9 protein-coding genes are annotated in these 16,010 nt (G+C 74.8%); 3 read left to right on the forward strand and 6 right to left on the reverse strand.

The genetic code is table 11. The annotated features are described in order from the left end of the window. Positions 1–433 precede the first annotated feature (433 nt). A complete protein-coding gene (locus ABZ990_RS26420; RefSeq protein WP_361236476.1) occupies positions 434–1,000 on the reverse strand; it encodes a MarR family transcriptional regulator in 567 nt (188 codons plus the stop codon). 143 nt (positions 1,001–1,143) lie between these two features. Between ABZ990_RS26420 and ABZ990_RS26425 the strand changes: the two genes are divergently transcribed. After that, the gene (locus tag ABZ990_RS26425; protein WP_361236552.1) at positions 1,144–2,427 is read left to right on the forward strand and encodes an MFS transporter; all 1,284 of its coding nucleotides are present in this window, start codon (positions 1,144–1,146) and stop codon (positions 2,425–2,427) included. A 102-nt stretch (positions 2,428–2,529) separates the two neighbouring features. On the opposite strand, the gene ABZ990_RS26430 is transcribed toward ABZ990_RS26425, so the two are convergent. Continuing rightward, a complete protein-coding gene (locus tag ABZ990_RS26430; protein WP_361236479.1) occupies positions 2,530–4,275 on the reverse strand; it encodes a SpoIIE family protein phosphatase in 1,746 nt (581 codons plus the stop codon). Between the two features lie 106 nt (positions 4,276–4,381). Beyond that, positions 4,382–5,968, reverse strand: a complete 1,587-nt coding sequence (locus tag ABZ990_RS26435) for an FAD-dependent oxidoreductase (RefSeq protein ID WP_361236482.1) — start codon at positions 5,966–5,968, stop codon at positions 4,382–4,384. A gap of 366 nt (positions 5,969–6,334) precedes the next feature. Between ABZ990_RS26435 and ABZ990_RS26440 the strand changes: the two genes are divergently transcribed. Both ABZ990_RS26440 and ABZ990_RS26445 read left to right on the forward strand, forming a co-directional pair. Beyond that, positions 6,335–7,102, forward strand: a complete 768-nt coding sequence (locus tag ABZ990_RS26440; protein WP_361236485.1) for a helix-turn-helix domain-containing protein — start codon at positions 6,335–6,337, stop codon at positions 7,100–7,102. Positions 7,103–7,342: 240 nt separating this feature from the next. Continuing rightward, positions 7,343–9,436 (forward strand): sigma-70 family RNA polymerase sigma factor, encoded by a 2,094-nt coding sequence (locus tag ABZ990_RS26445; protein WP_361236487.1) that lies wholly within the window; start codon positions 7,343–7,345, stop codon positions 9,434–9,436. Here ABZ990_RS26445 and ABZ990_RS26450 read toward each other — a convergent pair. From ABZ990_RS26450 to ABZ990_RS26460, 3 genes are all read right to left on the reverse strand, one after another. Then, the gene (locus ABZ990_RS26450; RefSeq protein WP_361236490.1) at positions 9,431–12,829 is read right to left on the reverse strand and encodes a BTAD domain-containing putative transcriptional regulator; all 3,399 of its coding nucleotides are present in this window, start codon (positions 12,827–12,829) and stop codon (positions 9,431–9,433) included. The genes ABZ990_RS26445 and ABZ990_RS26450 overlap by 6 nt on opposite strands. A 167-nt stretch (positions 12,830–12,996) precedes the next feature. Beyond that, positions 12,997–13,647, reverse strand: a complete 651-nt coding sequence (locus ABZ990_RS26455; RefSeq protein WP_361236493.1) for a Uma2 family endonuclease — start codon at positions 13,645–13,647, stop codon at positions 12,997–12,999. Positions 13,648–13,761: 114 nt separating this feature from the next. Then, positions 13,762–15,888: an asparagine synthase-related protein gene (locus tag ABZ990_RS26460; protein WP_361236495.1), complete on the reverse strand. Its 2,127-nt coding sequence runs from the start codon at positions 15,886–15,888 to the stop codon at positions 13,762–13,764. Positions 15,889–16,010: the final 122 nt, after the last annotated feature.

Raw genomic sequence — 16,010 nt, forward strand, 5'->3', positions numbered from 1 at the left:
CGCGCTTTCCGTTCCTTCAGGCTTTCACCCTCCGGCCCTTTCGGCGCTTTCCGACTTTATCAGACCCTTTCGGCTCCGATTCCCGGTCGGCGGGAGTTCGTCTTCCCGGCTGTTGGGCCGTTCCGACGTCCTGAACTCTAGCGGATTTCCCCGGCGACCCATAATCGAGTCTTTCGAAATGAATTTCGGCAAGCCGAAATTCGTCCCGGTGGGGAGATCGTGCGGAGTTGAGGTGCCGCTATCGCGGCGGGATGGCTGCCGGGAACCTTCCGGCTCCGTGGCAACTCGGAGAACCTTACGCATCCACGAAGGCCGTGTCAAGGCTCTCAGAGGGGCCTCGCCGGCGGTCTCGCGACGGGCCTTCCGGCCTCCGCCCCGGCCCCTGTTCCGAGGCTCGGCCCGGCCTCTCGCCCCGACCTCTCGGCCCGGGCCCTCAGTCCAGGTCGGTGAGCCGGCCGCCCGCGTCGGGCTGGGTCAGCTCCACCCGGCGCAGCAGGCGGATCAGCATCTCGCCGAGGGCCCCGCGCTCGTCGGGCGACAGGTCCTGAAGGAGGTCCTGCTCGAAGTCCGTGGCCATGCGCATCGCCTCCAGCCACTTCTGGCGGCCCTCGTCCGTCAGCTCGACGATCACGCGCACGCGGTTGTTCTCGTCGCGGTCGCGGGTGACCAGGCCCTCTCCCGCCATGCGGTCGATGCGGTGGGTCATCGCGGCCGGGGTCAGGCCGAGGCGCTTGGCCAGCTCCCCCGGGCCCAGCCGGTAGGGGGCGCCGGAGAGGACCAGGGTCTTCAGGACCTCCCACTCGGCGTTGCTGATGCCGAGGTCGGCGACCTGGCGGCCGTACGCCACGTTCATCCGGCGGTTCAGCCGGCCCAGCGCGGAGACCACCTTCTCGACCTGGGGGTCGAGGTCGCGGAACTCGCGCTGATACGCGGCGATCTGCTCGTCGAGGGTCGGCTCCTGCAGGCCCTGGGGGCCGGAGGGCTCGGTGGTGTCGGACATGCCGCCGAGTATTCCACGGGCTCCGTTGGCATTGAAGTCCTTCGGTGTGTATTGTTAAGGATCTAATTTTACTGTTGAAGTCTTCAGGGTTCAGGCCTACAGACCTGTACCCCTGACCGAAGTGGGTGAGTGTGACCAAGGCGATGGGCGCCGCGATGCGCCGGATTCAGGCAGGCAGCGCGCTGAGCGCGTTCGGGCTCGGCTTCACCGTGCCGTACCTCTATGTGTACGTCGCTCAGGTGCGCGAGCTGGGTGCGAGCACGGCCGGTGTCGTCCTTGCCGTCTTCGCCATGGCCGCGCTCATGGTGCTGCCCTTCAGCGGCCGGGCGATCGACCGGCGCGGGCCGGTGCCCGTACTGGTGGTGGCGTCGCTGGTCGCCTCGGTGGGCGCGATCGGCCTCGGTCTCGCGGCCTCGGTGCCCGCGGCCATCGGGTCGGCGGCGCTGCTCGGCGCCGGTACGGCCGTGATGCAGCCGGCGCTCGCCACGATGATCGTGTGGTGCTCGACGCCGGCCACCCGCACCCGTTCCTTCGCCATGCAGTTCTTCCTGCAGAACCTCGGTCTCGGCGTCGGTGGTCTGATCGGCGGCCAGCTGGTCGACACCAGCCGTCCGGGCAGCTTCCTGCTGCTGTTCTCGATCGAAGCGGTGATGTTCCTCGTCCTCGCCGCGATCGCGCTGACCGTGAAGATGCCGGACACCGCCACCCTCCCCGGGGCCCGGCCGGCCGGTGCGCAGGGCGGCGGCGCGATGCGGGCGCTGCTCGGCCACAAGGCCATGGTGCAGCTGTGCGTCCTGGGCTTCGTGCTGTTCTTCGCCTGCTACGGCCAGTTCGAGTCGGGTCTCGCCGCGTACGGCACCGAGGCCGCCGGGATCGCGCCGGCCACGCTGGGCATCGCCCTGGCCGCCAACACGGCGGTCATCGTGGCCGCGCAGTTCCTGGTCCTGAAGTTCGTCGAGCGCCGCAAGCGGACGCGGATGATCGCGGCCGTCGGTCTGATCTGGACCGTGGCGTGGCTGATCGCCGGGTACGCGGGTCTGGGGGCCGGCAGCCAGGCGATGGCGACGGCGGCGTTCATCTCCACGTACGCGCTGTTCGGGCTCGGCGAGGCGATGCTGTCGCCGACGGTGGCCCCGCTGGTGGCGGACCTGGCGCCGGAGTCGATGGTCGGTACGTACAACTCGGCCTTCGCCCTGGTGAAGCAGCTCGCGCTGGCGGTCGGCCCGGCGGTCGGCGGTCCCATGGGGGCCTCGCTGCACGGTCCGTACATCGTGACCTTCGTGCTGTTCTCGCTCGCCATCACCGTGCTCGCGGTCCGGCTCGGCAAGCGGCTCACGCCGGAGCAGAACCAGCCGTCGCTGGTCGCCAAGCCGTCGATGATCGTCGCGCGGCACGAGCCGGAGCGGCGCGAGACGGCCGCCGCCTGATCGTTCCGATCGTCCTGAACGCGGCTATCCGCGCATATGACTGAAGGGGTCCTCTGGGCCCCTTCAGTCATATGCCTATATGGGGGTCGTTCTTACCGGGCCTCACTGAGGGCGTGATCCGGTGGTCCGGGGCCGCGTGGGCAGGGCGAACTCGCACCACACCGCCTTGCCGCCGCCCGGGGTGCGGCGGCTTCCCCAGGACGAGGCGATCGTGGCGATGATCGAGATCCCCCGGCCCGCCTCGTCCTCCGACTCGGCGCGGCGACGGCGCGGCAGATGGTCGTCGCCGTCGGTGACCTCGATGATCAGCCGGCGGTCGGTACGACGCAGCCGCAGCCGCATGGGCGGGGTGCCGTGCTGGAGCGAGTTCGCCACCAGCTCGCTGGTGGCGAGGACGCCGAGGTCGCACAGCTCGACGGGGAAGCGCCAGCTGGCCAGGACGCCGGAGGCGAAGGCACGCGCGCGGGGCGCGGCCTCGACCCCGCCGAGCAGCTCCAGGGCGGCGTTGTGGAACAGCTCGGCGTCGGAACCGTCGCGGGCCGGGTGCTGGACGACGAGGACGGCGACGTCGTCGTCGTGGTCGGCGGTGACCCCGAGGGCGCGCAGCAGCCGGTCGCAGACGACCTGGGGGCTGCCGGTGGCGCCGGAGAGGGCGCGTTCCAGGGCGCTGACGCCCTCGTCGATGTCCTCGCGGCGGCGTTCGACCAGGCCGTCCGTATAGAGGACGGCGGTGGAGCCGGGCGGCAGATCGATGGTGGCGGAACTGTGCTGCCAGCCGCCGGTGCCGAGCGGCGGCCCGGTGGGGTCCTCGGCACGGCGGACGGTGCCGTCCTCGTCCCGTACGAGCATCGGGAGGTGTCCGGCGGAGGCGTAGACGAGCCTGCCCTCGTTGGGGTCGTGGACGGCGTAGACGCAGGTGGCGATCTGGCTGGCGTCGATCTCGGCGGCGAGACCGTCGAGCAGCTGGAGCACCTCGTGCGGGGGCAGATCGAGCCGGGCATATGCCCGGACGGCGGTGCGGAGCTGCCCCATGACGGCGGCGGCGCGCACGCCCCGGCCCATGACGTCGCCGATGACCAGGGCCGTACGGCCGGCGCCGAGGGTGATCACGTCGTACCAGTCGCCGCCGACGGCGGCGTCGGCGACACCGGGCTGGTAGGTCGCGGCGATCCGCAGGTCGTCGGGCTGTTCCAGCTCCTGCGGGAGCAGGGAGCGCTGGAGGGTGACGGCGGTCTCGCGGTGGCGGCGCTCGCTGGCGCGCAGCCGTTCGGCGGCCTCGGCGTGGTCGGTGACGTCGGAGGCGTGGATGAGGACGCCGCCGTCGGGCAGCCGGGGGCTGTCCACGGGCAGACAGGTGACGGTGTAGAAGCCGCCGCTCTTGGTCCGGCGGGACTTCACGGTGCGGAGCTTGCCGCTGCGCAGGACCTGGTCGAGGAGGGGCAGCAGGCCGAGCTCGGACGCCTCGGGGCAGGTGTCGGCGACGGTGGCGCCCGCCGGGCGCGGACCGAAGGCGCTGGCATATGCCTCGTTGACGTACGCGATGCGGTGCTCGGGGCCGTACACGAGCGCGACCAGGCCGGGAAGGCGGCCGACGATCTCCCGCACGGTGAAGTCCTCCGGCGCGGGCGCTCCGGCCGGCTCGGTGGACTCGGTGGACTCGGCGGGCTCGGCGGGCTCGCCGGACCGGGCGGACTGGTCCATTCGGGGTGACCGGCCGGACTCGGCGGCGAGGTGGTCCGGCCGGGGCCCGTGCTCACCGCGGGCCGCGGGCACGGAGCCCTCGGGCCCGCGAGCCGCGGTGCGACGCTGCGTACGCGGGAGCCGGGCGCTCCAACGGGTGAAGTTCACGGATCTGTATGCCTCGTGGTGTCGTTGCCGTGCGGAGTCACTCTGTGCAGGTGTGGGCCCACCTATGGTCACACGTCCAGTGTGGAGGAGTGCACTGACAGTGATGTCAGTTCCCGGGCCCGTCGTCGAACCGGTCGTCCCCGCGGTGGCCGGGGCCCTCGCCGGGACCGCGACCAGGGCCGTGGTCGGAGCCGGGGCCGTCACCACCGGAGGGGCCGCTGGAAGGGCCGCCGGAGGGGTCGCCGGGTTCCGGCGGAGGTGGCGGCGCGGCGGCGAGTTCGAATTCGGCGCGGGGATGTTCCAGCGAGCCGAGCGAGACGATCTCGCGCTTGAACAGGCCGGACAGCGTCCACTCGGCCAGCACGCGGGCCTTGCGGTTGAAGGTCGGTACCCGGCCGAGGTGATAGGCGCGGTGCAGCAGCCAGGCCGGATAGCCCTTGACCTTGCGGCCGTAGACATGGGCGACGCCCTTGTGGAGGCCGAGGGAGGCGACGGAACCGGCGTTCGCGTGCACGTAGTCCCGCAGCGGCGTACCGCGCAGGGCGGCGGCGAGATTGTCGGCGAGCAGTCTGGCCTGGCGTACGGCGTGCTGGGCGTTGGGGGCGCAGTCGGGGAGCCGCGCGCCCTCGTCCCCCGCCGGCCCGCCGTGCGCTGCCGGCCCGCCGTGCGCTGCCGGCCCGCCGTGCGCTGTCGTCCCGCCGTGCGCCGGACCGCCGCGGGCGGCCGTGTCCCGCGCCGCGGTGAGATCGGGGACGGCGGCGGCGTCACCGGCCGCCCACGCGTGGTCGACCCCGGCGATCCGCAGCTGGGTGGTGCAGCGCAGCCGCCCGCGCGCGGTGCGGGGCAGACCGGAGGCGGCGACCAGGGGCGCGGGGGTGACACCGGCGGTCCAGACGACCGTACGGGTGGGCCTGCGGGTGCCGTCGTCGAGTACGGCGACACGGTTCTCGCAGGAGACCAGCCGGGTGCCGAGACGGATGTCGACGTTGCGGGCGCGCAGCTCGCGTACGGCGTAGCGGCCGAGGTCCGCGCCGACCTCGGGCAGGATCCGTTCGCTCGCCTCGACGAGCATCCAGCGCAGGTCCTCCGGCCGGAGGTTGTGGTAGTACCGCGCGGCGTAACGGGCCATGTCCTCGAGTTCGGCGAGCGCCTCCACGCCCGCGTAGCCGCCGCCGACGAAGACGAAGGTGAGGGCGGCGTCGCGCAGCGCCGGATCGCGGGTGGAGGAGGCGATGTCCATCTGCTCGATGACGTGGTTACGCAGCCTGATCGCCTCCTCGACCGTCTTGAAGCCGGCGCCGTGCTCGGCGAGGCCGGGGACCGGCAGGACGCGGGAGACGGAACCGGGGGCCAGGACGAGTTCGTCGTACCGGAGTCGGGTGTCCGGGGCGCCCGCCTCCTCGGTGGCGAGGGTGGCGAGGGTCGCGGTGCGCGCGGCATGGTCGATGGCGTGGACCTCGCCCGCGATGATCCGGCAACGGCGAAGGACACGACGCAGCGGGACGACGACATGGCGCGGGGAGATCGATCCGGCCGCCGCCTCGGGAAGGAAGGGCTGGTACGTCATGTACGGCTCCGGGGTGACCACCGTGATCTCGGCGCGGCCCTCGCGCAGCTCCGTCTTGAGCCGCCGCTGGAGGCGCAGCGCCGTGTACATCCCGACGTAGCCACCGCCGACAACGAGAACGCGCACAGGTTCGGTCACCGTCCCATGAGGCAACGCCGTTTGGGGTTTGTCCACAGGCCCGGCAAATTGTGTGACTGGAGGGGAGGGGCCCCGGGAGATACCGAACGGCCGTATTGGAATGGGAAGTTCGCAGGTCAGAGGGGTAGTGGCGGGTGGGGTCCGGAAGCGGAATCGGGAGTGTCCCGGTCCTTGCTCCGATCGGGGGGCGCACCGTACGGAACTGCCCCTTCTGAATTGACGTCGACTCAACTATGTTCGTACTTCGTCGGGGTGCCGGATCGCCACGCGCGGAGCCGCATGCGCGACTGGACCGGACCCCTGTGTCAGGGCGGGGAGTCTCCGGGGGGAGACATCATGAGCGGGGGAACGCTTATGCAGATTCAGGATTCGTACGGACAGGTCCGTACGGCACAACAGCCGGTGACGGGCACGCGATCCGCGCCGTTGCGGGTGGACGCCCAGCGCAATCTGGAGCACGTGCTGCGGGCCGCGCGCGAGGTGTTCGGGGAGCTGGGTTACGGGGCCCCGATGGAGGACGTGGCACGCCGCGCCCGGGTCGGTGTCGGCACCGTCTACCGCCGCTTTCCCAGCAAGGACGTGCTGGTCCGGCGGATAGCCGAGGAGGAGACGGCGCGGCTCACCGAGCAGGCGCGGACCGCTCTCGGCCAGGAGGACGAGCCGTGGTCGGCGCTGTCCCGCTTCCTGCGGACGTCGGTCGCCTCGGGTGCCGGGCGGCTGCTGCCGCCGCAGGTGCTGCGGGTCGGCGTCGACGACGCGGCGCAGCCGGAGGACGGGATCCGGGTGCCGCAGCAGCGGGCGTCCGCCCTGAACGGGGCGGTGCCGGGCGGCGGCACGGGTGCCGTAGCCGACTACGCCCAGCAGGCCGAGCAGCGGGTGGTCGCGCCGCGCGCGATGCCGGCGGCCGAGCAGGACGACGCGGGTGCTTCGGAGCTGCTGGAGGTCGTGGGCCGGCTGGTGGAGCGGGCCCGGGAGGCGGGTGAGCTGCGGACGGACGTGACCGTGGCCGACGTCCTGCTGGTGATCGCCACCGCGGCGCCGGCGCTGCCGGACGCCGCCCAGCAGGCGGCGGCCTCGGCACGGCTTCTGGACATCCTTCTGGAGGGGCTGCGCTCGCGGTAATCGCGACGGCGGCGGTCACGACGACCACCGCGTCCTCACTCGTACGCGCGCGTGGGCTCACGTCCCCCCTGGTGGGGGGCGCGAGCCGCGCGATCATGGCACGGGCGGCCGAAGAGTCACGCCCGGAGGCCTGAAGTCGCCCCCAACGAGTGGTAAGTGGACGCGGGACTTCGGCGTGCCCGGGCTCTGTGGCAGGCTTGGCCGGTATGTCGGTCGAGCGTGCATACGGGGGCTTCGGCGATGAGCGGTGACAGTCGGGACGAGACCCTGGGCGCCACCGGCCGTCCGGACGGTGCGGCGGCCCCCGCGACCGGCCAGGTGCCGAGCCAGGGCGGCCCGGCCCGCGCGCCGGGCCTCGGCGGCACCGCCCCGGCGCCTTCCGTACCCGCGTCTTCCCTACCCGTGTCCTCCGTACCCGCGGGAGCCGACGCGCCGACCGTGCCGCAGCAGCGCGCGAACGGCGGGACCGGCGCCGGTTCCGCCCCGTCGTCGGCGTCGTCTGCGTCAACTTCGTCGTCTGATCTGCCGCCGTCCGACGCCGACTTGGTGCGGCGGATGCGGGAGGGCGACGACGACGCGTACGGGGAGCTGTACCGACGCCACCACGACGCCGTCCGCCGGTACGCCCGTTCCTGCTGCCGGGACGCGGACACCGCCGAGGATCTGACGGCCGAGGTCTTCGCCGGCACCCTTCAGGCGGTACGGCGCGGGGCCGGGCCCGAACAGGCCGTACGCGCCTATCTGTTGACCTCCGTCCGCCGGGTCGCCGCGTCCTGGACGCGGACCCGCAAGCGCGAGCAACTGGTCGAGGACTTCGCGCTGTTCGCCGAGGACGCCGCCCGTTCGTCGGAGGTGGCCGAGGCCGACGCCCTCGATCTGGGCGCCGATGTCCGCGCCATGCACCTCGCCGAACGGTCGCTCGCCCTCCAGGCGTTCCGTTCGCTGCCGGAGCGCTGGCAGGCCGTGCTGTGGCACACCACGGTCGAGGAGGAGTCGCCGAGCGCGATCGCGCCGCTGTTCGGGCTGACCGCGAACGCCACCGCCGTCCTCGCCGGCCGGGCCCGCGAGGGGCTCAAGCAGGCGTACCTCCAGGCCCATGTCAGCCAGTCCCTCACGACCGGCGGCGACTGCGCCCGCTATGCCGACCGGCTCGGCGCGTACGCGCGCGGGGGGCTGCGGACCCGGGCCGAACGGGGCCTGCGCAAGCACATCGCCGAGTGCGCCCAGTGCCGGCTCGCCGCCGGTGAACTGGCGCAGGTGAACGCCGGGATCCCGGCGCTGCTGCCGGTCGCGGTCATCGGCTGGTTCGCCGCCGGGTACGCGCTCAAGGCGGCGGGCGTCGTCGCGGGCGGGGTGGCCGGAGCGGGCGCGGCCGGAGCGGCGGCGGCCGCCACGGGTGCGGGCGCGGGCGCCGGCGCGGGTGCCTCCGGTGGGGCCGGGGCCTCGTCCGCCGCCGCCGAGGGGCTGGGCGTCCCCGCGAAGGCGGGGATCGCGGCGGTCGCCGCAGTCGCCGCGTCCGCCGGTCTCGTCTGGGCGCTCACCGGCTCCGAGCCGCAGCCGGTCGCGAAGCCCGCGCCCGCGCCGAAGGCCGCCGCGCCGGTGAAGGTGCCCCCGTCGGCGCCCGCACCGAAGCCGACGCCCCCGCCCGCCCCGGCCCCGCCGGCGAGCGCGAAGCCCGCGGCCCCGGACGTACCGGCTCCGAGCCCCACACCGTCCGCGAAGCCCGCGGCGAAGCCGAAGCAGGAGCCGGCGCCCACGCCGAGCGCGAAGCCCGCCCCGCGGCCGACGCCCTCCCCGAAGCCCCCCTCCACCCCCGCTCCCACGCCGACACCGGCGGAGCCGACACCGACTCCGACACCGCCGAAGCCCACTCCGCCGCCGCCGGAGCCGCCGGCCGTCTTCCCGCTGAGCCAACTGGAGTACGGCGTCGGGGGCGACGGCACCAAGCCGGAGATCGACCTCGCGCGCAGCAGCTGGCTGTGGCAGCACGACGATCTGTCGATGAACGGCGTCCGCTACAGCGGGGTGAGTGTGTCGGCCTCGTCGTCGGTGCACATCGACCTCAACCGGGAGTGCACCCGGTACGACGCGCTCGTCGGGGTCGACGACCTGACCGAGCCGCTGAAACACCCCGGCGGGGTCCGTTTCTCCGTGTACGCCGACGGGGAGCGGCTGTGGCGCTCGGCGGTGCTCCGCCCCGGTGACACACCGGTGCCGGTACGCCTCGGGCTCACCGGCCGCAGCACCCTCCGGCTCGTGGTGGAGCCGCACACGAAGTTCGGCCGGGTGCTGGTCGCGGACTGGGCGGACTCCCGGATCAGTTGCGCGTCATGACGCCCGGCGGGCGCCCGGCCCGGCGGCCCGGGCCTCGTACGACTCCACGAGGGCCAGCACCCCGTCCGCGGTGAGGTCCCGGCCCGCCGCCCGCGCCGTCTCGTAGGCCGCCGGGCCGAGTGCGTCGCGGGCCCGGTCGGTCACCCGGTCGGCGTCCCGCCGCTCCGGTACGGAGCGGGGCAGGTCCGTACGCCAGGTGTCGGCGGCGGCGAGGACGGTCACGGCGTCGGCCGCACGTCCGCCGAGTACGAGCGTGAGGGCCAGCGCCTCGGCGAGACCGGCCACGACCTGGAGGGCGCACTGCCCGTCCCGGGCGATCCGCAGCGCCTCGGTCGCCCGGTCGACGGCCGGGGCGCCGGCCCCCTGCTGGGCTTCGATACGGGCGGTGAGGCCGATGAGGTAGGCCTCGACATGCGGCGGCGGGGTGCCGATGCCGGGCTCGGCCCCCGCTCTCTCGACATACCGGCGGGCGGCGGCCCAGTCGCCTTCGTGGAAGGCGAGCGCGGCCCGCAGGAACTCGGCGAAGACCACCAGGTCCTTGACGTGACAGCGCCGGGCCTCGGCCTCCGCCTGGTCGAGGCCCCGTTCGGCGGCCGCCGTGTCGCCCGCCCGGAAGTGCAGCTCGGCGAGCCTGGCCATGAGGAACGGCGCCTCGGCGTACGCGCCGACCTCGCGGGCCAGCTCCAGCGCCTCGGCGTACTCCGCGCGCGCCTCCTCGTACCGCCCGCGCATCAGCAGGGACTCCGCCGCGACCCCGGCGACCTGGGCCCGCATCCAGCGGTCGCCGACCCGGCGGGACAGCGTCCGCAGCTCGCCGAGGTCCTGTGCGATGCCAGGTCCGTCGCCGGGCCGGTCGATGACCATATGGGTACGGAACATCAGGACGGCGCCAAGCTCCCAGTCACCGCCATGGCGGCGGCAGTTGGCGACGGCGGCGTCGAGCAGGGGCCGGATGTCGCCGGTCTCGTCGGCGAAGTAGGCGGTGAACGGCCACAGCAGCCCGGGGAAGCGCGCCGACTCGGGGCCGGGATTCTCGGCGAACGCGTCCCGGACCCGGGCCACCAGGGCCATGCCCTCCGCCTCGTCGCGAAAGGCGTCGAGGCCGCTCATGCTCTGGCTCTCCATGGCGAGGAAGAAGGAGAGCATCCGCAGGTGCATACGGGGCCAGTGCCGGGGGTCGGCCGGGTCCTCGGGGTCGTCGCCGAGGGCGAGGGCGCGCTCGACCCAGGACAGCGCCTCGGGGCGGTAGTTGCGCAGCCACCAGAACCAGCCCATGGCGAAGACGATCCGCAGGGCGGTGGTCTCGTCGGGCGCGGTGACGACGGTGCGGTGGAGGGCGGCGCGGATGTTGTCGAGGTCGCGTTCGAGCCGGGCTATCCAGGGGAGTTGGGCGCTGGAGCGCAGCAGGGGCTCGGCGCGTTCGGCGAGGGCGGTGAAGTGGGCGGTGTGGGCGGTCTCGGCGGCGGCGCGCAGGGCGGGGGTCGCGGCGGCGCGCTCGGCGGCGTACTCGTGGATGGTCTCCAGGAGGCGGTAGCGCATCTCGCCCTCGTCGGTGGGAGCGGCGACGACGAGGGACTTGTCGACAAGGGCGCCGAGCGTGTCGGCCGTGCCGGGCGTCCCCGGTGTGGCCGGGGCGAGAGCCTCGGCGGCGGCGAGGTCCCAACCGCCCGCGAAGACGGACACCTGGCGCAGCAGGTCGCGTTCGGCCGGTTCGAGCAGCTCCCAGGACCAGTCGACGACCGCGCGCAGGGTCTGCTGGCGGGGCAGGACAGTGCGGGAGCCGGAGGTGAGGAGAAGGAAGCGGTCGTCGAGGCGGTCGGCGATCTGGCGCGGGGTGAGCAGGCGCAGCCGGGCGGCGGCGAGTTCGATGGCGAGGGGCAGACCGTCGAGGCGGCGGCAGATCTCCGCGACGGCGAGCGCGTCGTCGTCGGTGGCCTCGGTGACCCTGCCGGGTTCGGTGGCCCCAGTGGCTCCGGTGGGTTCGCTGGCCCAGGCGCGGAAGCCCGGGCGGACGGCACGCGCGCGTTCCGCGAAGAGCCGGTGGGCGGGCGCGGGCGGGAGGGGCTCGACGGGGCGGACGGTCTCCCCGGGGACCCCGAGGGGTTCCCGGCTGGTGGCGAGGATCCGCAGGCCGGGGCAGTGCGCGAGCAGGGTCTCGGCGAGCGCCGCGGCGGCGCCGACGACGTGCTCGCAGTTGTCGAGGACGAGCAGCAGCGGGCGGCCGGCCAGATGGTCGACGAGCAGGTCGGTGGGGTCGTCCGGGAGCGGGACGCCCTCGCGGGTGGTGATCAGGTTGGTCTCGCGCAGGCCGAGCGCGGAGAGTACCGCTCCGGGGACGGCGTCGGGGTCGTCGAGCGGGGCGAGCTCGGCGATCCAGGCGGCGGGCCCGGCGGCCCCGCGGGCGGCCTCCTCGGCGAGCCGGGTCTTGCCCGAGCCGCCGGGGCCGGTGAGGGTGACGAGACGGGCGTGCTCCAGGTCGGTACGGAGAGCGGCCAGTTCGGGCTCGCGGCCGACGAACGAGGTCAGACGGGGGCGGATGTTGCCGCTCTCGGCAGCGGGAACAGGAGCGGGAGCGGGTGAGGGCGTACGGGTCGGGGCGGAGCCGTACGCGGACTCGTACGTGGGCGAGGCGGCGGGCGTGCGGGCGGCCGGGTACGCCGGGCGCGGTACGCGGGGCGGTGTTCCGGCGAGGAGTTCGGCGTGCAGGGTGGTCAGTTCCGGCCCGGGGTCGGCGCCGAGCCCGTCGGCGAGGGTGCGGCGGGCGTTCTCGTACGCGGCGAGGGCGTCGGCCGGGCGGCCCTCGGCGCGCAGGGCGCGGATCAGCTGGGCGTGGAAGGTCTCGTCGTACGGATACGCGCCGATCAGCTCGGCCAGTTCGGGGGCGAGTCCGGAGGTGGCGCCGCGCCGCAGGTCGGCCTCGACGCGGTGGCGGAGCGCGGCGAGCCGCTGGGCCTCGGGGCGGACGCCCGCGTGCTCGGGCAGGTCGGCGAGCGCCGGGCCGCGGAACAGGCCGAGGGCGGTCCGCAGCAGCGCGGCGGCGGTCTCGGGGTCGCCCGCGTCGAGCCGGGTGCCCGCGTCCCGGACGTGGCGCTCGAACACGTACAGGTCGATGTCCTCGGGCCCCGCCACGAGCCGGTAGCCGCCCGGCCCCGACGCGACGGCGTCCTTGCCGAGCACCCGCCGCAGCCGTCCGACCAGCGCCTGCAGCGCGGCCGGCGCGTCCTGCGGCGGCTCGTCCTCGTACACGTCGTCGACCAGCTCGGCGACCGTCACACTCCGGCCGCCGCGCAGCGCGAGCGCGGCGAGCAGCGCCCGCAGCCGGGCACCGCCCAGGGGAAGGGAGGTGCCGGTGGGGTCGAGCGCGTCGCTGGGGCCGAGGATGAGATACCGCATTCGGCCATTGTCGCGGGCGGGCCCGCCCGACGCCTCAGGGTTTGCCCGGACAGGGGCGCTCGGGCGTGTCCGGACGCGCGCCCCCCGGCGGCTTCGGCCGGGAGACGGCCGGGTGGGCCGACGGACCGGGCGCCGGAGCGGGGCGGGGCGGGGTGGACGGGCCGGGTTCAGAACTCCGCGGTGTCGATCGCGAAGCCGAGCGGGTCGGGAAGCGGAACGACTGTCCCCAGCCTGTGGACGGTGCGGCGCGCGTAGCGATCGCCGCTGGGTGCGGAGTGGACGGTGATCTCGTCTCCGGCGCGGTCGACGATCACATAGATGGGGATTCCGGCACGGGCGTACCCGCGTGCCTTCGGGCCGTGGTCACGCGACGCGGTGGCGGGCGCGACCACCTCGGCGACGAGCAGGACCGGGTCGGGCGCCTGCCAGACGTCCTCGTCGCGGAAGCTTCCCCGGGGCGCCACCACCAGGTCGGGCAGCACCCGGGCCTCGGCCACCGGGTCGGGCAGCCTCAGACCGATTCCGGTGTGGCCGCGCCGAATCCGGCTCTCGTCCCACAGGGCCTCGGCGAGTTCCGTGACGCTCTTCGCGTGCCCGGCGGTGCCGACGGTCGTCACCAGGATCCGGCCTTCGAGGAGTTCCACCCGCCGGCCGTCCGGGGACGCGGCACTGAGCCGGTCGAAGCGGTCGAGCAGTTCGGCCGCCTCGGGAGCGCCCTCGGGACCGCCCTCGGCACCGGCGGTCCCCGTCCCGGTCGCCCCGGCTCCCGCCGTCTCGGCTCCCGTCGTCTCGGCTCCCGTCGTCCCGGTTCCGGTCATCGTGATCCTCCCTCGCGGCGCTTCGGGGCGAGTCTCCCGGCCCACGCACCCGTGCGGGCCTGTTTCCCGGCCGTGTCACCCGGAACGGGCAACCGGCCGGGCGCGGGCCGCGATTCACGCCGGCAGCGCCCGTCCCGCCGGAACCAGCGGCCCCGGGACCGCGCGGTGCCGGGGTGCGGCAGTGCCGGTCCAGCAGGAGCCGCGACGGGCCAGCAGCCGGGTGAGCCAGAGTTCGGTGGAGACCAGGTCGGCGAGGCCGTCGAGGGGGACCGGTTCGCCGTCGGCGGCGGCGCGCAGGGCGTGGCGCACGACACGGGCCTCGACCAGGCCCGCGTCGGCCAGGAGCGGCGCCTGGAAGAGGGCGAGCAGGTGCGGCAGGGCCGCGCGCAGTCCGGCGCGGGTGGCGGCGGCCGGGACGGCCGGGTGCGGGGCGCCCCAGCCGGACGGCAGGTCGTGGATGCCGGTGTCCGCGAGGACGGTGCGCAGGACCGTGGCGCGGGCGTCGGGCTGGACCCGCAGCGACTCGGGGAGGTCCCGGCAGGCGCGGACGACCTGGTTGTCGAGGAAGGGCGCGTGCAGGCGCTGGCCGCGGATCTCCGCCGCCTGTTCCAGGATCCGGTGGTCGGCGGCGGCGCGGGCGAGGGCGGCACGCGCGCGTGCCTCGCCCGGGCGCTGGACGGAGGTGGGCAGGGTCGCCGCCCGGCCCAGGCGAACCGATACTTCCGCCAGTGCCTCTCCCGTCAGCCAGCGCGCCGCCGGGCCGGGCCGGGACCAGGCCAGGGCGGACAGCGACGCCTCCAGGGGCCCGTAGGCCGGGGCGGGTGCCCGGTTGGCCTCCAACACGCGCGTGGCGGCGGTCTCCAGACCGGTGCGGTACGGCGTACGGGCGAGCCGCCGGGCCGCCCGGTACACGGTCAGCGGGACGAGCAGCGCGCCTGCGGAGGGCCCGCTCGCGCGGGCGAGCGCGGTCACCGGCCGCACCAGGGAGCGGCGTCTGCGGTCCATCAACAGGTCGGCGAGGCGGGCCGGATGGGCGTCGAGGACCTGGCGGGCGCCGAAGCCGGTGAAATGGTCGGCGCTGCCGCCCGCGAGCCGTCTGCGGTGCCGTTCGGCGGCTACCAAAGAGGGCGCGGGTTCGTCGGTGAGCGGCCCGTCGAGGCCCGTGTACGGCAGGGCGTCCTCGCCGGCCGCGACGACGACATGGCGCAGCCTCGGGTTGGCGGCGATCTCGCGGGCGCGGGCGAGTTCGCCCCGGCCCTCGGCGCCGGAGGGCGCGGCCAGGTCGTTGAAGGTGACGGCGAGCAGCCGTTCGCCCGCCGCGCCCCGGCCCGGGATCGTGCCGGGTACCCCGGGCAGCCCGGCCGCGAGCAGGGCGAGGGTGGCGGAGGCGCTGCCGCCGGACAGGTCGGCGCCGATCCCGGGGGTGGGGGCGCCGCCGCGCGCGGCGCGCCGGTCGGCGGGTCCCATGCCGGGTACGGGGCCGGGGTCGGGCAGCGGCACCTCGGGGGCGTGGCGCGGTGCGGTGAGCCGGGCCCGTACGGCTCCGACGAGCGCGTCCCGGACGGCCTCCACCGCTTGGCGGGCGTCGGTCTCGGGCGCGGCGACGGCGAGCGAGGCGACCGGTTCGTGGCCGGTGATCTCGCGGGCGCCCTCGCGCAGGATCAGCGCGTGTCCGGGCGGCACCCGGCGGACGCCCTCGTAGGGGGTGGAGTCGCGCAGCGCCTCGGGGGTCTCGGGGCAGGCGAGGAGGGCGGCGAGGTGTCCGATGTCGAGCTGGGCCTCGGTGAGGTCGGCGAGCGGGAGCGCGGCGGTGCCGTAGGCCGTACCGTCCGCCCAGGAGGTGTGGAACACCGGCCGGGCGCCCGCGAGATCGCCGGTGACGGTGATGCGGCGGCCCGCCTTGACGACGGCGGTGTAGCTGCCCGGCCATGCCGTCAGGTGCCGCAGTGCGCCCCCGCGCGCGGTCAGCAGTCCGCGCCGCAGCTCGTCGTCGCTCGCGGCGCAGCAGCCGAGCACGGCGATCCGGGTGTGCGCGTCGAGGTCGACCAGGCGCACCTCGTCGGGGCGCCAGTCGCCGACCGCCCACAGCGGATCGGGGTCCTCCCACAGGAGTTGGGCGCCCACGGGCTGCACGCTGAGCCCGTCGGCGGGGTCGCCGACGGCTCCGGCGGAGCCGGGTGCCGCCGGGTACGGGGCGTGGGAGCGTGAGGCGACACTGCTCCAGCCCACCAGCCACCGCATCGCCGCCTCCACAAAGGTCGAGTGGAGACATGCTGTCATGACAACGGCGCGCGAGGGGTGCGACCGGGGCATCACGGCCACACTGAACGCGCCCTTGGCATAAGCCTGTTGAGCGCCAGGCC

The organism is Streptomyces sp. NPDC046203 (assembly GCF_040646255.1).
Lineage (GTDB): Bacteria > Actinomycetota > Actinomycetes > Streptomycetales > Streptomycetaceae > Streptomyces.